Source organism: Mesorhizobium sp. M0152, from assembly GCF_040322415.1.
Classification (GTDB): domain Bacteria; phylum Pseudomonadota; class Alphaproteobacteria; order Rhizobiales; family Rhizobiaceae; genus Mesorhizobium.
Genome location: NZ_JAMYTH010000026.1, coordinates 41,202 through 62,377 on the forward strand (window position 1 = coordinate 41,202; position 21,176 = coordinate 62,377).

The following is a 21,176-nucleotide window of genomic DNA, read 5'->3' on the forward strand; positions in this document are numbered from 1 at the left end:
CGTTACCTGATGTTCTTGGAAACGACCGAGGCCATGTCGTCGGCGGCCTGGATGACCTTGGAATTCATCTCATAGGCGCGCTGCGCCGAGATCAGTTCGGTGATTTCCTTGACCGGGTCGACATTGGAAGCCTCGAGATAGCCTTGCTGGATGGTGGCGAAGCCGGGATCTCCGGGCACGCCGGCATTGGCCGGGCCGGACGCCGTCGTTTCCTGGAACAGATTGTCGCCGAGCGGCGCGAGGCCCGCCTCGTTGGCGAAGTTGACGATCTGGAGCTGGCCGAGATTCTGCAAATCGGTCTGGCCGTCGATACGGGCAAACACCTGGCCGGTCTTGTTGACGATGACCTCGACGGCGTCGACAGGCACGCTAATGGCCGGAATGACATTGGCGCCGTCCACGGTCACCAACTGGCCGGTCGCATTGGTGTTGAAGGCACCGGCGCGGGTATAGAGCGTACCGCCGTCCCCGCCCTCGATCTGGAACCAGCCCCTGCCGGTAAGCGCCATGTCGAAACTGTTGCCGGTGCTGGTCAGCTCGCCCTGGGTGTGGACGTTGCGCACGGCGGTCGTCTTGACGCCGAGGCCGATGGAAACGCCTTCCGGCACCAGCGAGGCATTGGAGCGGTTGGGCACGCCTTGCGTGCGGTCGACCTGGTAAAGCAGGTCGGAGAATTCGGCGCGCGCGCGCTTGTAACCGGTGGTGTTGATGTTGGCGATATTGTTGGCGATGACTTCCAGATTGGTCTGCTGGGCATTCATGCCGGTGGCGGCGATGGCGAGTGCTTTCATGACCTGGCTCCTCAGATGCCCATGCGACTGACTTCGAGATAGGCCGAGACGACCTTGTCGCGGATGGCGACGGCGGTCTGAAGCGCCTGCTGCGCGCTCATCACGGCATCGACGACCTGGCGGGTGTCGGCGTCGCCCTTGAGCGCCTGGAGCGACACCTGCTCGGCATTCTGCAAAGTGCTGACCGTCTTGGAGGCCGCCTGGCTCAGCGCTTCGGCAAAGGACGTGCCGAGATTGCCTGATGTCGTGGGTGCAACGCCGCCCTGAAGCAGGTCGGTCGCCGTGTCGCCCAGCCCAGGCTTGAGGTTGAGCGCGCCGATGCCGTTCACGATCATTGGTTCCTCATCAGGTCGATGGTCATTGAAATGAGGTCGCGCGCCTGCTTCACGACTTGCAGGTTGGCCTCGTAGGAGCGGTTGGCCTCGGTCATGTCGGCCATTTCGATCAGCACGTTGACGTTGGGCATCTTGACGTAGCCCTTGTCGTCGGCGGCCTCGTTGCCGGGCTGGAACTCGACGGGGAAGTCACTGGGATCGCGATCGATCGAGTTCACTTCAACCGTCGAGCTGCCGGAGGTCCGGTCGAGCTCGGAAACGAAGCTGATGGTCTTGCGGCGATATGGGTCGGCGCCGGGCGTGGTGCCGGTCGACTGGGCATTGGCGAGGTTTTCCGAAACCACGCGCAGGCGCTCCGATTGAGCGCCGAGGCCGGAAGCTGCGACTTTCAGGGCTGCGGTCAGTGCGTCCATGATCAGCTCTTCACCGCCATCATCATCATCGAATGAAACGCTTTGACGATCGCCGTGTTGAGCTCGAAGGAGCGGCGCACCTCACCGGCCTTGAGCAGTTGGTCTTCCAGCACCACCGAATTCTTGGACGGCATGACGACGCCGTCGTCTTCCTGCGGCTTGATCGCGAAGCCGGCATTGGTCGCCGCGTTGCCGAGATGGCCGGCCTGCGTCGTCTGCAGCGATACCGCGGCGCGGTCGAGCACCTTCTCGAACGGCTCGACATCGTTTGCCGTGTAGCCCGGCGTATTGGCGTTGGCGATGTTGCCGGCGACCGCCGACTGGCGAACGGCCAACCACTGCGCTTGCTTGGCGGCGAGATCGAAAAGGGAAACGGGCTCCATGGGAATCTCCGGGCATGTGCCCAAAGACTAGGCCGCCAGTCTTGCGCGGACCTTGCGGACGGCCGCAAGGCAGAGCCGCGACTGACTTACCTGGAAAGCTCGATCACCTGGTCGGCGCTGGTGAGCATGACCCATTTGCCGTTGCGCTGCTCGATCGACGACACTGTGCTGGAATCCGGCAGCGTGGAGCCGCGCTGGACGATCCACAGGCCGGAATCGTCCTCGATCATGGCGCGGCCGTTGGCGACATGAACCATGCGGAATTTTGCCACGTCGGCCGGGAAGGGCTGCTCGCCGGGCGGTATCGGATTGACATCGTCCTGCAACGTTCCGGTGGCAAACAGGTCGACGCTGGCGTTGGGTACGTCCCTCACCGTCAGCGGCGCGCTGCGTTCGGCCATCACGCCGCCTCCCTCGCGTCCCGAATTGCTGCCGGTGCCGCCGAACTTGATCGCCTGAACGCCGAACTGTTCCTGGTTGAAGAAGATGTACCAGGGAAACAAGGCACAGGTCAGGCCCAGCGTAACGCCGAGCGCGGCGATGACGAGGTCGCCGCGCCGGTCCGCCTTCTTGCCCAATTTGGGAAACTGCGGCCTTGGCGGCTGCGGCCATTCGTGCCTTGAAGGCGCCTGCCGTTTTCCTGGCGAAAACAGCCCGTCGATGGCCGAGTTGCGGCTGACCTCGATCTCTTCTTCGGCCTTTGCCTCGGCGATCATCTCGCGCAGGATGCGCTCGGTCTGCTGGAGTTCAGTCCCCTGGTTCGGCATTTTGCTTTCCCTTGAGATAGCGGGCGAGATCCGAGAACGGATCGGCCGACGGGCGGTCCTTCGGCGATTGCGCCAGCGCCTCGTAGATCAGCGGCACCTGGCGCACGGCAATGTCGAGCTCGGCATCGACACCGCCCTGATAAGCGCCAAGCAGGCGGATGTCGCGGGTATCCTCGAAGCGTGAGATCATGGACTTCAGCCGCGTCACCAGCGCGCGCTGTTCGACGCTCCAGGCCTTGCCGGCCAGGCGCGAGATCGACGACAGCGGATTGACCGGCGGATAGCGGCCCTGTTCGGCGATCATACGGTCGAGCACGACATGGCCGTCGAGGATGCCGCGCACGGAATCGGCGATCGGATCGTTGTGGTCGTCGCCATCGACGAGCACGGAGATGATGGCGGTGATCGATCCCCTGCCTTCAATCCCGGGTCCTTCCGCGCCCGGTCCGGCGCGCTCGAGCAGCTTCGGCAGCTCGGTGAAAACCGAGGCTGGATAACCGCGGGCGACCGGCGGCTCGCCGGTTCCGGTCGCAACCTCGCGCAGCGCGTGTGCGAAGCGGGTGATCGAATCCAGCACCAGGAGCACACGGTGGCCCTGGTCGCGAAAATGCTCGGCGACGCGCATGGCGGTGTCCGGCGCGCGTCGGCGCATCATGGCGCTCTCGTCGCTGGTGGCCACGACGGCGACGGTCTTGGCCATGCTGTCGCCGATGGTGTCCTCGAGGAATTCGCGGACCTCGCGGCCGCGTTCGCCGATCAGCGCCACGACGACGGTGTCGAACGCGTCGGCGCCGGCGAGCATGGCCAGCAGCGTCGACTTGCCGACACCAGAACCCGCAAAGACGCCGAGGCGCTGGCCCAGGCACAGCGGCGTGAAAATGTCGATGACCTTGACGCCGGTCATGAACGCCGTGCCAACGCGCTGCCGGGCCATGGCGCCGGGCGTCGTGGCACCGCCCGGCATGTCGCCACCCCTGGTCAACGGCGAGCCGCCGTCGATCACCCGGGTGAGCGCGTCGATGGTGCGGCCGCGCCACGAGGCGTGCGGCGCCACCGCGAGCGGACCCCGGCGGAACACGGCGTCGCCTATACCGGCGTCGGCGCTGCGTTCGAACGGCGCCACGACGACCTCGTCGCGGCTGATCTTGACGATCTCGCCGCGGCGCGCGCCGGCCTGGCCGCGCTGCTCGACGATGTCGCCCAATCTGGCGAAGTCGGAAAGGCCGCGCACCTTGTAGTGGGTGGGCGTTACTTCGGAGACGAGGCCGCCGCGCTTGACCAACGCGTCGGCGTTGCCGAAGCGCCGCAATATCCGTTCAAGCGCGGCAAGCCGGTCCTCCGGCGCGGGCTGGAGCTGTCTTTCGGGTGCGCGTAAGGATGGCTGGAGCGGCATGCTACTTCGAGCCGAGCGTCTTGATCGCCTCGTCGGTGGAGGAATCGGTCTGCCGCATCAGGGCGGCGGTGTTCTCGAAGGCGCGCTGGACCATGATCAGCCGCGTCATCTCCAGCACCGGATTGACGTTGGACTCCTCGACGAAACCCTGAGCGACGCCGACGTCGGACCGGTCGGTGACCGGCTCGGGCGTGCGCGCAGGCACGATGCCGGAATTGCCGTAGCGCACGAAATTCTCGCCCGGGTCGAAATTGTAGATCCCGATCGAACCGACGAGCTGCTCGTTCTGGCGCAGCGATCCGTCGGCCCCGGCCTTGGGTGGACCATTGCGGGGGTCGAGCTGGATCGGCGCGCCCCCGGCGTCGAGCACCGGATGACCCTCGACCGACATCAACTCGCCATTCTCGTTCATCGAAAAGCGGCCGTCGCGGGTCATCACGGTGCCGACCGGCGTATCGATAGCGAACCAGGCATCGCCCTGGATCGCGAAGTCGAACGGATTGCCAGTCTCGGTCAAGGCACCGTGCGCGCCGGAAAGATAGGTCTTGCCCGGCGAGGCGAAGGACACCGATTTCTGGCCGACACCCGACACAACGTCCTCGAACTTCACGCCGGTGGCGCGAAAGCCGACGGTCGAGGCGTTGGCGACATTGTCGGCGATCGTGTCGAGCCGGCGCTCGAGCGCGATCTGCGCGGAAAGGGCAACGTAGAGACTGTCCCGCATGATCAGAACTTCAATTTCTGCATGGCCATCATAAGGTCGGTGGAGATGCCCGCCGTGACCGGCTTGGCGAAGAGCACGCTGATCGACGTCACGGCCGTCGAGGTCGGGTGATTGATCTCGTACATCGAGGTGAAGCGGGTCAGGAACTTGCCGAGCTTTTCGGGGTCGGAGAAATCCGCGATGTCGAGCTTCTGCTCGAACAGCTGCGCCTGTTTATCGATGTCGGCGGTGGCGAAGGAATCGGGCAGGCCGAGCGCGGTGCGCACCACGCTGGCAAGTGCCGTATCGGCCAGCACATCGTACCAGCTGGTGATATCAGGCGCCTTGCGGTCGAAATAAAGCGCCAGCCGTACGCCCTCGTTGGTTTCGCCGGCATCCTCCTCCAGCGTCTGCCGCATGTACTTGTCGACCGTCGGCTGCTGTGCGGAATTGATGGTGGTGGCGGTCGCGCCGTAAGCCTCGAAATTGAGGGCCGAGGCAAGACCGGCATAGGCCGGGTTCGTCTGCTTGTTGGCGATGCTGTCGGGGTCGCGCACGCCGCCTTGCAGGACCTGCTTTATGAGATCCTTGTTCTCGGTCGCCGAATCGAGACCGAACGCGGCAAGCGCATAGGTGTAGAGCCGGTTGTTCGACATCAGTTCGTCGACCGACTTAACCTTGGTGATGTTGGCGAGGTAGTAGGTCGTCTCGGCCTTGACATAGCTCGAGTTCGGATCAAGTCCGGCGATTTCGGCCTGCGTGGCGTAGTTCTTCGTGACCAGCTGCTGCGCCTTGTTGTAGATGGTCGCGTCGGCGCCGTTGGCTGCGAAGTTGAAGGCGCTGACGAACTCGGCGTAACGCTTGTCGGTCAGCTTGTTGGCGAAGCTGTTGGGATTGGAGACGCCTTCCTTGAGCGCCTTGACCATGAAGGCCTTGGCGTAGTCCATGTTCTCCAGCCCGTAGGCTTTCATGGCATATTTGAACAGCCGGTCATTCTTGACGAAATCGTCGATCGATTTCACCTTGGTGATGTTGGCTAGGTAATATTGGGTATCGCGATCGACCGTCGGCTGCTGCTCGATGCGGTCGATCGACTTGCCGATGTCTTTGGCAATCAGCTGATAGCTGGTATAGGTACTGAGCAAAGGATGTGCCTCCGGCCGAAGCTTTGCCAGTACGATAACCCCACTTCCTTGCGCGAAACTGAATCGTCTACGGCGGCTCCGATTCAAGCCTCACACAAGGCACGGGGACTATCCCTTGCTTCTGATGTGAAATGCGGAAGGACCTGTCGTGGGCATTCTGATTGGACTGGTGGTGACGCTCGGCTGCGTCCTGGGCGGCTTCATGGCCATGGGCGGCCATCTGCATGTGCTGGTGCAGCCCTGGGAAGCCGTGGTCATCTGCGGCGCAGCACTGGGCACCTTCTTGGTCGCCAATCCGATGAAGACGGTCAAGGATACCGGCAAGGGCATTCTGGAAGCCTTCAAGCAGGCGGTGCCGAAGGAGCAGGATTATCTGGAAACGCTCGGCGTGCTGCACAGCCTGATGCGCGAACTGCGCTCGAAGTCGCGCAGCGAGGTCGAGGCGCATATCGACAATCCCGAGGAGTCGGCCATCTTCCAGGCCTTTCCGACCGTACTCAAGAACCACGACCTGACGCATTTCATTTGCGACTACTGCCGCATCATCATCATCGGCAATGCCCGCTCGCATGAGATCGAGGCGCTGATGGACGAGGAAATCCAGACCATCAAATCCGACAAGATGAAGGCCTATCACGCGCTGGTCGCGGTCGGCGACGGCCTGCCGGCGCTCGGCATCGTCGCCGCAGTGCTCGGCGTCGTCAAGGCGATGGGCGCGCTGGACCAGTCGCCGGAAATCCTCGGCGGCCTGATCGGCGCGGCCCTGGTCGGCACCTTCCTCGGCATCTTCCTGTCCTACGCGGTGGTCGGGCCTGTCGCCACCAAGGTCAAGACAGTGCGCGAGAAGAAGAACCGCCTCTACATAATCGTCAAGCAGACGCTGCTCGCCTACATGAACGGTGCGCTGCCGCAGGTGGCGATCGAGTTCGGCCGCAAGACCATCTCGTCCTATGAGCGCCCGACCATCGACGCCGTCGAGCAGAGCACGATGAACACCGGCAGCGCCGAGAAGAAGGCGGCTTGAGCGATGCGCGACAGACCGGTGCCGGAATTGTCATGACCAGTCCGGGCAATCCCGCGCAAGCGCGCTCGCTGATCATCGAGCGCCTGGTCGGCGACAGCGGCGAGGCCGATCAGGTCATCGACGCCGGCCGCGCCATGGCCGAACGCGCCGTGCCAGTGCTGCAGAAAGGTCTGGCGGGCGAGCTTGGCGTTCCGGTGATCGTCGACCTCAGGGCCGTCGAGATCGGCCGCGTCCCCGAGGCGCGTTCGCGCGCCGGCGACAATTTCGCCATGACCGTCGTCGGCTCGCCCGCATCTTCCGACGCGATGACGCTGGTGATCGATGCCCAGGCGATCGCCATTATGGTCTCGACGCTGTTCGGCGGCGACCCGGATGTGCCGGCGTCGCCGATCGAGCGCGACCTGTCGCAGATCGAGGCTGATGTCTCGACCATGGTATTCCAGGAGGTGGCGCAGGCGCTGAACGGATCTGGCCGGCGCTCGCTCGACCTGCGCCTGCCCGCACCGCGGGCCATGTCGGGCACCGAGGCCAGGCGCCACGTGCTGCGCGACGGCGCGGCGGTCCGCATCGTGCTCAGTATCTCGACGCCGGCCGATAGCGGCACCATCACGGTGACGATTCCGCAGCGTGTCGTGCTGGCCAGCCGCGGCGGCACCGCCAGTATCGGCGAGGACGATCACGGGACCAGCTGGCGCGCACGCTTTTCGGAAGAGGTGATGCGCTCGACCGTGGCGCTCGAGGCCACCATGCCGCTGGCGCGGCTGACGCTCGGCGATCTCGCCAATCTGGAAGTGGGCCAGGTCATCGATCTCGACGAGACGGCGCAATCGCGGGTGCGCCTCAGCGCGCGCGGCAAGACGCTGTTCGTATGCGAGTTCGGCAAGCTGGGACAGAATTACACCGTCCGAATCAAGCATCCGTTCGATGCCGGGAAGGACTTTATCGACGGGCTCATGCCGGCTGGTGCCGGACGCGCCTGAGCTTTTGGAGACGACGCATGGGCAAGACCAAGGCAGAACCAGACCTCGACCAGCCGGACGAGCAGCTCGATCGCGCCATCGAGGAATTGCGCGGGGTCCTGCATGAAGAGGAGCAGCGCCCCGACTTGGCGTTCAGGGCCGCTTCAGAGGCCAATTCGAGCGTCATCATGAACATCCCCGTCGATGTCCAGATCATCCTGGGCAGCACCGAAATGCCGGTGTCCGACCTGATGGCGCTGCAGAAGGGGTCGACGGTGGCGCTCAACCGCCGTATCGGCGAGCCGGTCGACGTGGTGGTCAACGGCCGCAAGATCGCGCGCGGCGAGATCACCGTGCTCGAAAGCGACCCCTCTCGCTTCGGCATCAGGCTGACCGAAATCATCGCCGGCACGAAGGGCGCCTAGACATGGGTCGGAGGGCTTGCCGATGGCAGCGGAGGCGAAAGGCATGACGACGCCGGCGACCCTGACGCGCGCGCAGAAGGCGGCCGCCATACTCGTGGCGATGGGCAAGCCGTCGGCCAGCCGCCTGCTCAAATTCTTCAAGCAGGAAGAACTGAAGGCGCTGATCGAAGGCGCCCGCCTGCTCAGGACGATTCCGCAAAGCGATCTCGAACGCATCGTCGCCGAATTCGAGGCCGAATTCACCGAGGGGGCGGGGCTGCTCGATTCCGCCGACAGGATGGACACCATCCTCAACGAATCGCTTTCGCCCGAAGAGATGAGCGCCATCATGGGCAACAAGAAGCCGGAGGCGGCGCCGGAAGGGCCGCCGCCGATCTGGCCCGATCTGGAAAAGCTCGAACCGGCGCGGCTTAGCGCTTTCCTCGCCGGCGAACATCCGCAGACGGCAGCCATGGTCCTGTCGAAACTGGCGCCGCAGGCGGCGGCGGGCGTGCTTTTGACGCTGGCGAAGCCGATGCGCGGTGAAATCATCAAACGCATGGTGACCATGGCCAACGTCCCGGCCGCCGCCACCAGGATCGTCGAGAACCGGTTGCGCATCAGCGTGCTGGCGGAAACCTCGACCAAGGACACCTCTGCCGGACAGGCCCGCGTCGCCAGCGTGCTCAATGAGCTGGACAAGCCGCAGCTCGATGAGGTCATGCAGGATCTGGAAGCTGCCGGCACGCCCGATCTCGAGGGCGTGCGAGCGCGGCTGTTCGCTTTCGACGATCTGCCGCTGCTCGCCCAGAAGGCTCGCGTGCTGCTGTTCGACGGGCTGTCGACCGAACTGGTCACGCTGGCGCTGCGCGGTACCTCGGCCGCACTCGCCGAATCGGTGCTGTCGGCGATCGGCGCGCGCTCCCGGCGCATGATCGAGTCCGAACTCGGACAGGGTTCCGAGGGGATTCCCGCCGCCGACATCGTGGCGGCGCGCAAGACCATCGTGACGACGACGATCCGGCTCTCGCGCGAAGGCGCGTTCGAACTTCCCTCGACCCAGAACGCCGCCTAAGGCATGGCCGAAGCGGTCGACAAGGACTCGAAAACCGAAGAGGCGACGGAAAAGAAGATCCGCGACACCGTCGAACAGGGCAAGCTGCCCCATTCGAGGGAAACCGCGATCCTGGCATCCTTCGTCGCCATACTGGTGTTCACCGTCTTCTACGCCAAGGATGCCGTCGTCGACCTCGGCATGTTCCTGTCGATGTTCCTGGAGAAGCCGGAAGCCTGGCCGATGGACACCGAGACCGACGTCATCGCCCTCTACAAGATCGTCATTTTGGAAGTGGGCCGCGCCGTCCTAAGCCTGCTGGTGCTGCTGACGGTTGCCGGCATCGGCGCCTCGGTGCTCCAGAACATGCCGCAATTCGTCGGCGAGCGGATCAGGCCGCAGCTTTCGCGCATCTCTATCGTCAAGGGCTGGAACAGGATGTTCGGCGTCCAGGGCTGGGTCGAGTTCCTGAAGTCGCTCGGCAAGGTCGGCTTCGCCACCGCCGTGCTCGTCTTCACCCTGTCGGAAGATCATCGCAAGCTGCTCGCCGGCATGATCACCAATCCCGTCGCCTTCGGCCTCGTCATACGCGGCATCGCCGTCGACATCCTGGTGGCGATCGTCTTCGTCATGGGACTGATCGCGGCGATCGACATCGTCTGGTCGCGCTTCCACTGGAAGCAGGACCTGCGCATGAGCAAGCAGGAGGTCAAGGACGAGTTCAAGCAGTCCGAGGGCGACCCGATCGTCAAGTCGCGGCTGCGCTCGCTGGCGCGCGACCGGGCGCGCAAGCGGATGATGACGGCGGTGCCGCGCGCGACGCTGATCATCGCCAACCCGACGCACTTCTCGATCGCGCTGAAATATGTGCGCGACGAGGATTCGGCGCCGCTCGTGCTGGCCAAGGGGCAGGATCTGGTAGCGCTCAAGATTCGCGAGATCGCCAGGGAGCACAACATTCCGGTCTTCGAGGACGTGGCGCTCGCCCGCTCCATGTACAAGCAAGTTTCGGTCGATAATGTGATCCCGTCGCAATTCTACCAGGCCGTCGCCGAACTGGTGCGGATCGTCTACTCGAAAAAGGCTGAGCGCAGACAGATTTCATGAACCGGCAACCGCACGCAAAATCCCGCGAGATCATCGTCGCCAGCGCCATCGAGCAAGTGGTGGGCGAACTGAGGCTGATCGACGTCGCAGACTATATAGCCTTCATCCGGCTGGAGCATTTCGCCTGCCTGTCGGACCTGGTCGATTCCGCGGCGGAGCTGTTCTTCATGCCGGGCACGCTCAGGCTCGGCCATGGCGGCGAGGCTCACGTCGACTGGAGCGGAAGCCCGCGCATCGTGCTCGACCTGGAGCTCAGGCCGCCCGGGGTGACCGTGTATTTCCAGCTGACGCTGAACGAGAACGGCGCTTCGGTCGCGGTCAACTACGTCTCGTTCGAGAAGCCTGGCGAGGACCCCGAGCACAATACGGCCCTGCTCGAGGCGGTGGTCGAACAGGCGCGTATCCGCAAGGTCGAGCCGCTGGCGTTCTGACGCGCCGTTGCGGCGACAAGCATCATTCGATCAATCCAAGCCTTAGCGCCTTGGCAACCGCCTGGTTGCGGTTGACGGCGTTGAGCTTCTGGGTCGACTGGGTGAGGTACTGGTTGGCGGTGTGCACCGACAGCTTCAGCAGCCGCGCGATCTCCTCGCTGGTGTTGCCGTTGGCGGTCAGCTTCAGGCATTCGAGCTCGCGCTTGGAGATCGCGCGCATCTTGCCGGCGTCGCTCGGGCGCATGCGCGCGACGGCGGCGAAGAGCGAAAAGCAGCGGGCGTGGATTTCGTAGAGCGCATCCTGGGGCAACGCGATCTCCGATCCAAGGAATACCACGAGGCCGCACTGGCCTCGGTCCGCATGGACGGGAAAGGCGATGCCGCTGGTGCCGGGCACCAGCGGCGCCATCTCTTCGCTCCAGGCGAGATTGCCGAACATCTGCGCCATGGCGGCGACACCGTCATCCGTCCACCAGCGCGGTCCGGTCGAGATGCGTGTATGGCGCACGATCTCTTCACCATTGGCGCCGGCGATGAACTTGGTCGCCGCCGCGTTGCTCGGATAGTCGGAATCGAAGCACGGGACCAGCCGCGCCCGCTCCGGCGACGGGCTGACGAAGAACATGCCGAAGGCCGAGGCATTGATGTCGATGGCAATCCAGCGGCAGCGGCGCACGGCATCGGGAATGGTGACGGCGTGATGCGTTTCGGACCCGAGCGAGAAGGCGCCGAACGGGCTGCGCTGGTCGTCGAAAAGGGCCTCGGCGGCGTCCTTGATGTCGGCGTGTCTCAAATGATGCCACTCCTGATCGCCGTGGCGATGGCCATCGCACGGTTGCTGGCCGCGAATTTCTGGATGGCGTGGGTGATGTAGCTGTTGACCGTGTTGGAGGACACGCCAAGGATGACGGCGACCTCGTCGGTGGTCTTGCCTTCGGAGACCCAGAACAGGCATTCGCGCTCGCGATCCGACAACGGATCCTGCATGGCGGCGGCGGCGATCAGTTGCGGGATGTGCGACAGCGCATAGCAGCACTTCAACTGCGCCTTCATCAGCGCCGGCTGGTCGATCTGACCGGCCGTTGCGGCCGAGAACAAGGCGAACAGGCGCTGGCGGCCGACATTCAGCCTCAGCGAATAGATCTCGGCATGGCCGAGCACGTCGAGAAGGCGCGCCTCTTCGCCGGAGACCAATCCGTCCGCCTCGGGCGCCTGGGATGCCACCAGCGGTCTTGGGCGGATACCGGGCGCGACCGTGAGCGCGCCTTGCGCGAGCCCGGCGATCAGCCGCTTTCCGATCAGCTCGATGGCATCGAAGATCCAGTTCGACGAGACGATGCGCGCATCGTTGCGGTCCTGGTCGTGGACGATCGCGACCAGCATATAGCTGTCGGCGCCGATCTCGGCCGTCAACTCCATGAAGAAGCCGGTGAGGTCGCCGCGCGACGTCAGGCGCGAGCTCAAAGTGTCGAATTGAAGAGGCGCGGCGGGACTGCTCATCTGCTGCTTTTGGCCGGAATCGTTTCTGCTGTCCGGATGCTGGAGACGCCAGCCGCCGAACTCGAAAACGCGTTACTTTGACGAAGACACACACGCGGCGCGGGGCCGCGCCCGACCAGACGGAATCCATTCAGGGAACGCGAAGCCGTCCGCGTCTGGCGCCGGAAAATTCCGGAACGTGAGACTTTGGTGGTTGCCGCGCCCCCCGAGGACCGGCTGATTCGGGCCTAATCTAGCCGCAGTTGAATCTGACATCAAACGCGATTTGACAAAATCGAATCCTGTGGACTCCGGCTGCGACTCAGAGGCCGATTTTCCGACCTTCGAGGCATGAAAATGCCCGGGATTGCGCAAGCCGGCCATATCGGCGGGCCTGTTGTTGCGATAGATTCGTGAGCGGCTGATGGGGTGGGCACCTCTCGCAATCGAGCGCGTGAGCGGCAGGACCGATCTGGTTGCCCGCAGTTCGCGGCTCATGGCAAAGTTGGTTTCGGGGGAACGATGAGCGATTCATTTCGGGAAACTACATCCGTCTCGTGGTTCGGACGGATCAAGCGTGCGGTTGGCGGCGTCATCTTCGGGCTGCTTCTGATCGTGCTGATGGTGATCGGGTTGTTCTGGAACGAGGGCCGCGCGGTGCAGACGGCGCGCTCGCTGGCCGAAGGCGCCGGCGCGGTGGTCTCGATCGGCGCCGACAGCGTCGATACCGCCAACGACGGCAGGCTGGTGCATGTCAGCGGCCCGGTGACGGCCGACAGCGGCCTGACGGACCCGGATTTCGGCATCGCGGCACAAGGGCTGCGCCTGTCGCGGGCGGCGGAAATGTACCAGTGGAAGGAAGAGTCCAAATCCGAAACCACCAAGAAGCTTGGCGGCGGCGAGGAGACGGTGACCACCTACAGCTATTCGAAAGTGTGGGGCGACAGCGCGATCGACTCGTCGGAGTTCAAGAAGCCTGACGGTCACCAGAATCCGCCGATGGCGATCCACAGCCGGACCTTCCAGGTCCCCGAGGGCAAACTCGTCGCCTTCGACCTCGACACACCGATGCTCGACCGCATCGAGGGCGACAAGGACTATTCCATTTCGTCCGACAAATCGGCGGCGATTAAGGCCGGCTATACCGGGACGAAACCGCTCAGCGTCGTCGACGGCAAGATCTATCTGGGCGCCGACACCACGACGCCGGCGCTGGGCGATTACCGCATCGGCTACGAACTGGCGCCGCTTGGCGTGATCAGCATCGTGGCTCGCCAGGCCGGCAGCCGGTTCGAGCCCTACCAGACGGAAGCGGGCGACGCTTTGCTGATGGTCGATACCGGCTCGGTGCCGGCCGGCAAGATGTTCGCCGAGGCGGTCAGCGCCAACACGCTGGTCACCTGGCTCCTGCGCGCTGCCGGTCTTTTGTTGCTGACGATCGGCTTCGCCTTGCTCCTGAGCCCGATCGGCGTGATCCTCGACTTCATCCCGTTCCTCGGCAGCATGGCGCGGATGGGCACCGGCATCATCGCCTTCTTCCTGTCGATCCTGGTCGGCACGACGACGATTGCGATCGCCTGGTTCTGGTACCGGCCGGTCCTGGCGATCGCCATCCTGGCAGCCGGCGTGATCGCGGCGGCGGCCGTCTATTACCTCGGCCGTTCACGCAAGGCAGCAGTGCCGATTGCCGCGAGCACCGGCGCCGCGACGTAGCTTGAAAAAAGGGCGGCCATGCCGCCCTTTCCTTCATGCCCGTTGATGCCCGCCATGTGCAGGGCGAGAGCCTACCGATCCTCGAAGCCAGTCAGCACGCCGACGGCGTTGATGCCGATCTCCTCGACGGCATAGCCGCCTTCCATGACGAACAGCGTCGGCAGGCCGAGCTTGGCGATGCGGCGGCCGATCTTGGGATAGTCGGGGCTGCGGAGCTTGAACTGGCTGATAGGGTCCTTCTCGAAGGTGTCGACGCCGAGCGAGACTATGACGATGTCGGGCGCGTAGGCGGCGAGCCTGGCGCAGGCATCTTCCAGCGACGCGTTCCATGCGTCCCAACCGGTGCCGAACGGCATCGGATAGTTGATGTTGAAACCTTCGCCCGCGCCCGCGCCGCGCTCGTCGGCATGGCCGAGGAAGAACGGATATTCGACCATCGGATCGCCATGCAGGTTGAGGACCTGCACGTCGGCACGGTCGTAGAAGATCTCCTGCGTGCCATTGCCGTGGTGATAGTCGACATCGAGAATGGAAACCCGGCCGGCGCCCTGGTCGCGAAACCATTGCGCTGCGACGGCGGCGTTGTTGATGTAACAATAGCCGCCCATGAAGCCGGCTCCGGCATGGTGGCCGGGTGGGCGGCAGAGCGCGAAGGCCGATGCCTCGCCGTCCTTGACCAGGCCGGCGGCGGTCAGCGCCACGTCATAGGACGATTTGATCGCGGCCCATGTGCCTTCGACGAAGGTGGCGCCGCCATCGAAGGAATAGTAACCGAGCAGCGCATCGATGCGCTTCGGTGGCACGTCGCCGCGCAGGCCGCGCGTCGGCCAGGTGAAGGGCATCGCCGAGCCCTTGAAGCCGGCTTGCGTCCATTGCGGCCAGACGGTCGGCAGGAAGTCGATGTAGTCGGCCTTGTGGACGCGCTTGGCGGCGGCAAGATCGTGCTCGGTCGGCGCGATGATCGGACCGAGCTTCTCGCTTTCGACCCGAGCCTTGATGAACTCGGCTCGCGAGGGCTTCTCGAAACCCGGCACGATCGCCGCGGTGACGAGTTCCATTTGGCCGGCATGGCCGGCGTGGAGAGGTGAAAAAACAGTCTTCATGAAAACCTTCCGTGACGATGGGAGCGACCGTAATCATGTGGCACCATCTTCCACAAGTGCTGGACCAACCAGCCATGGCTTGCTGGCATGGCAACTCCTCGTCTAGCTTGTCCAGATCGCAAAAAACTCGCAGGTAATCATGAGTTCCACAGCCGACCTGATCGTGATCAATGGCCGCGTGCTGACCATGGATAACGGCAATCCGGAGGCTGAAGCGGTGGCGATCGCGGACGGCGCCATTCTGGCGATCGGCGATCGCAAATCTGTCGAAGCTCTGAAGGGGCCTGGTACAAAGGTCGTCGATGCGCATGGCGGCTCGGTCGTGCCGGGTTTCATCGAAGCCCATATGCATCTGTTCTCGGGTGCCGCCGAACTTGCCCACCTTCAGCTAACCGGCATCCACGGGTTCGAGGCGCTGCAAAAGGCGATCCGCGATTATGCGCCGACGCGGCCCGATGCGAAGATGCTGGTCGGGCAAGGCGTCGACTACACCGTGCTCGGCAGCGAGCGGGTGACGCGCCACCATCTCGATGCCATTTTGCCCGATCGCGCGTTCTGCATGGCCGCGCCCGACCACCATACGATGTGGGCCAACACCAGGGCGCTGGAAATGGCCGGCATCCTGCATGGGCGCACGCTTGGTCCGGGCAACGAGATCGTCATGGGCAATGATGGCCTCGCCGCCGGCGAGCTGCGCGAGGGCGAAGCCTTCGGTCCGGTGCTCGATCTTGCCGGCGAAGGCCGGGTGCGGCTGGGGCTGGCGACCGGCGGCGAGCCGGACCCGATGCCGTCCGCCGCCGAGCGGGCCGCCGACCGCGACATCATGAAGCGCGGGCTCGCCTGGTGCGCGCGCCACGGCATCACCTCGATCCAGAACATGGACGGCAATCTCTACCAGCTCGAGCTGCTGGCCGAGATCGAGGCCGAGGAAGGGCTGCCCTGCCGCGTAAAAATTCCCTTCCACTACAAGAATTTCATGACGCTCGACATGCTCGACAAGGCGTCCGTCATGGCCGAGCGCTACAATGGCGACTGGCTGTCATCGGGCATGGTCAAGGTGTTCTACGACGGCGTGCTCGATTCCTGGACGGCGGTCATGGTCGAACCCTATGCCGACCGCCCGGACTGGGTCGGCGAGCCGCTGTTCACGCCGCGACAGTTCATCGATCTGGCCGTCGCCGTCGACAGGCGTGGCCTGCAGATCGCCGTGCATTCGATCGGCGACGGCGCGGTGCGCGCGGTTCTCGACGGCTACGAGGCGGCACGGAAGGCAAACGGCAAGCGCGACAGCCGCCACCGGGTCGAGCATATCGAGGTCATTACCGCCGCCGACGTGCCGCGTTTCGCCGAACTCGGCGCCATCGCTTCAATGCAGCCGCCGCACCCGCCCGGCGCCATGGATTTTCCGCTGGAGCCGACCGTGTCGCGCATCGGGCGGGCCCGTTGGCCGCTGAGCTACGCCTGGCGGACCTTGAAGGATGCCGGCGCGCATGTCGTCTTCGCGTCGGACTGGCCGGTGTCGCCGATCGACCCGATCCTGGGCATTCAGGCGGCAGTGCTGCGCAAACCATGGGCAGAAAGCGACCCGGACCAGAGCTTTTCGCTACGGGAATCGCTCGCCGCATACACGGTCGAGGGCGCCTATGCCGAGTTCGCCGAGCACCGCAAAGGCATGCTGAAACCCGGCTACATGGCCGATCTGGTCGTTCTGTCGGCCGATATCGAGAAAACCGCGCCTGCCGATCTGCACAAGGTGCGGCCGGCGACGACGATCTGCGGCGGCAAGATCACCTATCAGGCCTGACAATGGCATGAGGCTTGCTAGGGCAATTCCAGGAAAGCGTGAAACGGTTTTCCGCCTGGAATTGCGTAAAAACAAAGAGATGAAGCGGTTCGGCGTTTCAGTAAAACGACGGACCGCTCGAGGCGAAATGACTGACTGAACTGTGATTCAATGCCGGGCTTGCCAACCTACCGGCCGTGTGGTCACATCCAACAGGGGAAGAGCTCCGCCAGCAAGAGCGGGGTCAACAATGAGGCGTAATCGTGCCGGACAAACCGGATCGGAATGCGATTGAAGTAGTAAAAGTAAGCAAAATTTTTGGATCAGGTGAGGGGCAGGTCGCCGCCCTCGACACCGTCTCGGTATCCATCCGCGAGAACGAGTTCTTCACGCTGCTGGGACCATCCGGCTGCGGAAAGACGACGTTGTTGCGGCTGATTGCCGGCTTCGACTTTCCAACCGCCGGCGAAATCCTGCTCTACGGCCAGGACATCGCGCCACTGCCGCCGTTCAAGCGGCCGGTCAACACCGTCTTCCAGTCCTACGCATTGTTCCCGCACATGACGGTCGCCGACAATATCGGCTTTGGCCTGGAGATGCTGGGCAAGCCAAAGGCCCAGATCAAGGCGCGCGTCGCCGAGATGCTGAAGCTGGTCAAGATGGAGGCGCTGGCGGGTCGCCGCACCAGCCAGATTTCCGGCGGCCAGCAGCAGCGCGTCGCGCTGGCAAGGGCGCTGGCGCCGCAGCCGAAAGTGCTGTTGCTCGACGAACCGCTCTCCGCGCTGGACTACAAGCTGCGCAAGGAGATGCAGATAGAGCTGAAACGGCTCCAGCATGAGACCGGCATCACCTTCATCTTCGTCACCCACGACCAGGAAGAGGCGCTGACGATGTCGGACCGCATCGCGGTCATGTCGTCGGGCAAGATCCTGCAGGTCGGCTCGCCCTGGGATATCTACGACAAGCCGGCGGAACGTTTCGTCGCCGACTTCATCGGCGAGACCAATTTCCTGACAGCGGCCATTTCCGGCGTCGGCAACGGCAAGGCGCGCGCGACGCTCAAATCCGGGACGACGATCGACGCCACGGTGGCCGAGGGGTTCCAGCCCAAGGACAACGCCACTGTGGTGGTGCGGCCAGAGCACGCCAAGCTGACCAAGGCCAAGGGCGACCTGGCCGGGCTAGTGGAAAACATCGTTTACTTCGGCACCGACACGCACATTCATGTTCGCCTGGACAGCGGCGAGGCCTTCACGGTTCGCCAGCAGAACAGCCGCAGCGCCGGTTGCGGGTTCGAACAGGGCGACAAGGTCGGTATTTCCATCGGCAACGATGCCGCCCAGGTGTTGAAGGACTGATCATGGCGACCGCGGAAGAAGTCGCCAAGGCAGCGGAGCGGCGCGATGTCCGCGACCGCTGGCTTTTGTCAGCGCCGGCGCTGCTGGTCATTTTCCTGGCGGCGACCGGCCCGTTGCTGATCGTGCTCGTCTATTCGTTCCTGACGCCCGGCCCCTATGGGGACGTGAAATGGCAATTCTCGCCGGAAGCCTGGCTGTCGGTGTTCATGGAACGCGACATTTTCGACGATACGCTGTCGGTCGCGGCAGCGCATGTCACGATCTTCCTGCGCTCGATCAAGCTTGCGGTAGTGACGACGCTGGCGACCTTGGCACTCGGATTTCCGACCGCCTATTTCATGGCGACGCGCAGTGAAAAGACGCGCGATCTCTGGCTGTTCCTGATCACCATCCCGTTCTGGACCAACCTCCTGATCCGCACCTTCGCCGTTTTGCAGATCATCCGCAACGAAGGCATCATCAACGCGATCCTCTTGAAGCTCGGCATCGTCTCGGCGCCCGTCCAGATCCTCTATACCGACACGGCCATCCTGATCGGCATGGCCTATGTCTACCTGCCGCTGATGGTGCTGCCGATCTATGCCAGCATGGAGAAGCTCGATTTCCGGCTGGTCGAGGCCGGCTACGATCTCTACGCGACACGTTTCAAGGTGCTGCGGAAGATCATCTTTCCGCTGGTCAAGCCGGGGGTCATCGCCGGCTCGATCCTGGTCTTCATTCCAGCCCTTGGCGCCTATGTGACGCCCAGCGTGCTTGGCGGCGGCAAGAACATGATGCTGTCCAACCTGATCGAATTGCAGTTCGGGCAGGGCCGCAACTGGCCGCTCGGCTCGGCGCTGTCGATCGCGGTGATGATCATCGTCATGGTGGCGCTGCTTGCCTATGTGCGCAATGCCGGAAAATCGGGGGTGCGGCATGGCTGACAATTTCTCCATCAAGCACCAGCCGGGATTCACCGCGATCGCGGCGACCTGCTTCGTCGTGCTCTATCTGCCCATCATCGTGCTGGTCGTCTATGCCTTCAACGCGGCGAGTTCGACATCCGAATGGGGCGGGTTTTCGCTCAAATGGTTCCAGTCGGCATGGCAGAACACGCAAGTTATCGACGCGACGCTGCGCTCGTTCCAGATCGGCTCCATCGCGGCGGTGCTGGCCACCATCTTCGCCACCATGGCCGCGCTCGCCACCACGCGAACGGCGCCCTATCCCGGCCTTACCTTCAAATACGCGGCGATCAACCAGCCGCTGATGGTGCCCGAGATCGTCACCGGCGTCGCGCTGCTGATCTTCTTCTCGCGCATCAAGATATTCACCGGCTACTCCGGCATCGGCTACCTGGTCGCCGCGCACACGGCGTTCTGCATTCCCTTCGCCTACCTGCCGATCCGGGCGCGGCTGGAGAACATGGACCTGACGCTGGAACGCGCCGCCGCCGATCTTTACGCAACGCCGTGGAAGACCTTCCGCCGCATCACGCTGCCGCTTCTGTGGCCCGGCGTCCTGGCCGGACTGATGCTGGCGTTCGTCATCTCGCTCGATGACGTGGTCATCACCGAGTTCGTCAAATCCGGCGGTCAGGATACGCTGCCCACCTACATGCTCGGCCAGATCCGCCGCGGCATCACACCCGAGATCAACGCGATATCGACCGCCTTCCTGCTGCTTTCGGTCGCGATCGTCACGTTGTTTTTCTTCGTCAGCAGGAAACAGGACTGAACCTGAAATGGGAGTTAAGACCATGAACTGGAAGACAACCGCGACCGCCATGGGGTTGGCGCTGCTCGCTTCGACGGGCCTTGCCCGCGCCGACGGCGTGCTGAACATCTACAATTGGGGCAATTACACCAGCCCCGACGTGATCAAGAAGTTCGAAGCCAAGTACAACGTCAAGGTGACCATCACCGACTACGATTCAAACGATACCGCGTTGGCCAAGGTTCGCCAGGGCGGCACTGGTTTCGACATCGCCGTGCCTTCGCAGACCTACGTGCCGATCTGGATCAAGGAAGGCCTGGTGCAGGAGACCGATCCGGGCAAGATGGAAAACTTCAAGAACGTGGCGCCGGAATGGGCCAATCCCGATTTCGACCCGGGCCGCAAATATTCGGTGCCGTGGGCCCTGGGCACTGTCGGCGTGGTCGTCAACACCGACGCCTACAAGGGGCCTGCCGACAGCTGGGGCATCATCTTCAACACGCCCGACGAGCTCAAGGGCAAGGTCAATGTCGTTCCCGAAATGAACGACGTCATCTTCGCCGCGATCAAGTATGTCGGCGGCCAGCAATGCACCACCGACAAAACGGTGCTGAAGAAGGTGCGCGACACGCTCGTCGCCGCCAAGCCGAACTGGATCGCGATGGAATACAACACCATCGAAAAGATGGGCGCCGGCGATTTCAAGGCGACCAGCGACTGGAACGGCTCGGCGCTGCGCCAGCGGCTGGCCAACCCGGCCATCCACTACAACTATCCGAAGGAAGGTTTTGGCCTTTGGAGCGACAATGTGGTCGTTCTCAAGGAAGCCAAGAATGTCGAGAACGCCAAGCTGTTCCAGAACTTCATCATGGATCCGGAAAACGCGGCGGGCCTCTCGGCCTTCCACCGCTACGCCAACGCCATCACCGGCTCGGATAAATATATGCCAGCCGACATGAAGGACGCGCCGGAAGTCGTCATTCCGGCGGCTGACAAGCCGCATGCCGAGTTGCAGCAGATGTGCGCCCCGGAAATCCAGGAAATCTACACCAAGATCTGGACCGAGCTGCAGAAGTAACCGCAGACCGACGGGCCCGGCGGCATGCGCCGCCGGGCCCGTTTTCCTGTTCACAGGG

General features: G+C 63.7%; 23 protein-coding genes. 12 read left to right on the forward strand and 11 right to left on the reverse strand.

The window, feature by feature from the left end; all coding sequences use genetic code 11:
* Positions 1-2: 2 nt before the first annotated feature.
* The 8 genes from flgG to NKJ26_RS23310 form a co-directional block, all read right to left on the reverse strand.
* Complete coding sequence (gene flgG / locus NKJ26_RS23275; protein WP_352603198.1) at positions 3-791, reverse strand: flagellar basal-body rod protein FlgG; 789 nt, start codon at positions 789-791, stop codon at positions 3-5.
* Positions 792-802: 11 nt separating this feature from the next.
* The gene (gene fliE, locus NKJ26_RS23280) at positions 803-1,126 is read right to left on the reverse strand and encodes a flagellar hook-basal body complex protein FliE (protein ID WP_027024234.1); all 324 of its coding nucleotides are present in this window, start codon (positions 1,124-1,126) and stop codon (positions 803-805) included.
* Complete coding sequence (gene flgC, locus NKJ26_RS23285; RefSeq protein WP_027024235.1) at positions 1,123-1,539, reverse strand: flagellar basal body rod protein FlgC; 417 nt, start codon at positions 1,537-1,539, stop codon at positions 1,123-1,125. The genes fliE and flgC overlap by 4 nt, the downstream gene beginning before the upstream one ends.
* Before the next feature lie 2 nt (positions 1,540-1,541).
* Complete coding sequence (gene flgB, locus NKJ26_RS23290; RefSeq protein WP_027024236.1) at positions 1,542-1,922, reverse strand: flagellar basal body rod protein FlgB; 381 nt, start codon at positions 1,920-1,922, stop codon at positions 1,542-1,544.
* 86 nt (positions 1,923-2,008) lie between these two features.
* Complete coding sequence (locus tag NKJ26_RS23295) at positions 2,009-2,689, reverse strand: hypothetical protein (RefSeq protein ID WP_352697388.1); 681 nt, start codon at positions 2,687-2,689, stop codon at positions 2,009-2,011.
* Positions 2,670-4,082 carry a flagellar protein export ATPase FliI gene (gene fliI, locus NKJ26_RS23300; RefSeq protein ID WP_352697390.1) on the reverse strand — a complete coding sequence of 471 codons (1,413 nt, stop codon included), beginning with the start codon at positions 4,080-4,082 and terminating at the stop codon, positions 2,670-2,672. Before fliI ends, NKJ26_RS23295 begins: the two co-directional genes overlap by 20 nt.
* 1 nt (position 4,083) lies before the next feature.
* A complete protein-coding gene (gene flgF, locus NKJ26_RS23305) occupies positions 4,084-4,806 on the reverse strand; it encodes a flagellar basal-body rod protein FlgF (protein WP_352697392.1) in 723 nt (240 codons plus the stop codon).
* 2 nt (positions 4,807-4,808) lie between these two features.
* Positions 4,809-5,930 (reverse strand): DUF1217 domain-containing protein, encoded by a 1,122-nt coding sequence (locus NKJ26_RS23310; protein ID WP_352697394.1) that lies wholly within the window; start codon positions 5,928-5,930, stop codon positions 4,809-4,811.
* Positions 5,931-6,078: 148 nt separating this feature from the next.
* Between NKJ26_RS23310 and motA the strand changes: the two genes are divergently transcribed.
* The 6 genes from motA to NKJ26_RS23340 are packed head-to-tail and all read left to right on the forward strand — an operon-like array spanning position 6,079 to position 10,909.
* On the forward strand, positions 6,079-6,954 hold the full coding sequence (motA, locus tag NKJ26_RS23315; protein WP_352603211.1) for a flagellar motor stator protein MotA: 876 nt from the start codon (positions 6,079-6,081) through the stop codon (positions 6,952-6,954).
* A gap of 32 nt (positions 6,955-6,986) precedes the next feature.
* Entirely contained in the window at positions 6,987-7,934 is a 948-nt protein-coding gene (locus NKJ26_RS23320) for a FliM/FliN family flagellar motor switch protein (protein ID WP_352697443.1), read from the forward strand.
* Positions 7,935-7,951: 17 nt separating this feature from the next.
* Positions 7,952-8,338 (forward strand): flagellar motor switch protein FliN, encoded by a 387-nt coding sequence (gene fliN / locus NKJ26_RS23325; RefSeq protein ID WP_352603213.1) that lies wholly within the window; start codon positions 7,952-7,954, stop codon positions 8,336-8,338.
* A 43-nt stretch (positions 8,339-8,381) separates the two neighbouring features.
* On the forward strand, positions 8,382-9,392 hold the full coding sequence (locus NKJ26_RS23330; protein WP_352697445.1) for a flagellar motor switch protein FliG: 1,011 nt from the start codon (positions 8,382-8,384) through the stop codon (positions 9,390-9,392).
* A 3-nt stretch (positions 9,393-9,395) separates the two neighbouring features.
* A complete protein-coding gene (flhB, locus tag NKJ26_RS23335; RefSeq protein WP_352603215.1) occupies positions 9,396-10,478 on the forward strand; it encodes a flagellar biosynthesis protein FlhB in 1,083 nt (360 codons plus the stop codon).
* Positions 10,475-10,909, forward strand: coding sequence for a BspJ family T4SS effector nucleomodulin (locus tag NKJ26_RS23340; protein WP_352603217.1), 435 nt, complete (start codon positions 10,475-10,477; stop codon positions 10,907-10,909). Before flhB ends, NKJ26_RS23340 begins: the two co-directional genes overlap by 4 nt.
* Positions 10,910-10,931: 22 nt before the next feature.
* On the opposite strand, the gene NKJ26_RS23345 is transcribed toward NKJ26_RS23340, so the two are convergent.
* Positions 10,932-11,702: a helix-turn-helix transcriptional regulator gene (locus NKJ26_RS23345; protein ID WP_352697397.1), complete on the reverse strand. Its 771-nt coding sequence runs from the start codon at positions 11,700-11,702 to the stop codon at positions 10,932-10,934.
* On the reverse strand, positions 11,699-12,409 hold the full coding sequence (locus NKJ26_RS23350) for a helix-turn-helix transcriptional regulator (RefSeq protein WP_352697399.1): 711 nt from the start codon (positions 12,407-12,409) through the stop codon (positions 11,699-11,701). Before NKJ26_RS23350 ends, NKJ26_RS23345 begins: the two co-directional genes overlap by 4 nt.
* 501 nt (positions 12,410-12,910) lie before the next feature.
* Here NKJ26_RS23350 and NKJ26_RS23355 point away from each other — a divergent pair.
* Positions 12,911-14,101, forward strand: coding sequence for a TMEM43 family protein (locus NKJ26_RS23355; RefSeq protein ID WP_352697400.1), 1,191 nt, complete (start codon positions 12,911-12,913; stop codon positions 14,099-14,101).
* A 71-nt stretch (positions 14,102-14,172) separates the two neighbouring features.
* Here the strand turns inward: NKJ26_RS23355 and NKJ26_RS23360 are convergent, their stop codons facing one another.
* Positions 14,173-15,204, reverse strand: a complete 1,032-nt coding sequence (locus tag NKJ26_RS23360) for a histone deacetylase family protein (protein ID WP_352697402.1) — start codon at positions 15,202-15,204, stop codon at positions 14,173-14,175.
* Positions 15,205-15,343: 139 nt separating this feature from the next.
* On the opposite strand from NKJ26_RS23360, the gene NKJ26_RS23365 reads away from it, so the two are divergent.
* The 5 genes from NKJ26_RS23365 (at position 15,344) to NKJ26_RS23385 (ending at position 21,118) form a co-directional block, all read left to right on the forward strand.
* Positions 15,344-17,008, forward strand: a complete 1,665-nt coding sequence (locus NKJ26_RS23365) for an amidohydrolase (protein WP_352603227.1) — start codon at positions 15,344-15,346, stop codon at positions 17,006-17,008.
* A gap of 242 nt (positions 17,009-17,250) precedes the next feature.
* Complete coding sequence (locus tag NKJ26_RS23370; RefSeq protein WP_352603229.1) at positions 17,251-18,345, forward strand: ABC transporter ATP-binding protein; 1,095 nt, start codon at positions 17,251-17,253, stop codon at positions 18,343-18,345.
* Between the two features lie 2 nt (positions 18,346-18,347).
* On the forward strand, positions 18,348-19,268 hold the full coding sequence (locus NKJ26_RS23375; RefSeq protein ID WP_027024253.1) for an ABC transporter permease: 921 nt from the start codon (positions 18,348-18,350) through the stop codon (positions 19,266-19,268).
* A complete protein-coding gene (locus NKJ26_RS23380) occupies positions 19,261-20,061 on the forward strand; it encodes an ABC transporter permease (protein WP_352603231.1) in 801 nt (266 codons plus the stop codon). The genes NKJ26_RS23375 and NKJ26_RS23380 overlap by 8 nt, the downstream gene beginning before the upstream one ends.
* 22 nt (positions 20,062-20,083) lie before the next feature.
* The gene (locus NKJ26_RS23385; protein WP_352603233.1) at positions 20,084-21,118 is read left to right on the forward strand and encodes an extracellular solute-binding protein; all 1,035 of its coding nucleotides are present in this window, start codon (positions 20,084-20,086) and stop codon (positions 21,116-21,118) included.
* Positions 21,119-21,176: the final 58 nt, after the last annotated feature.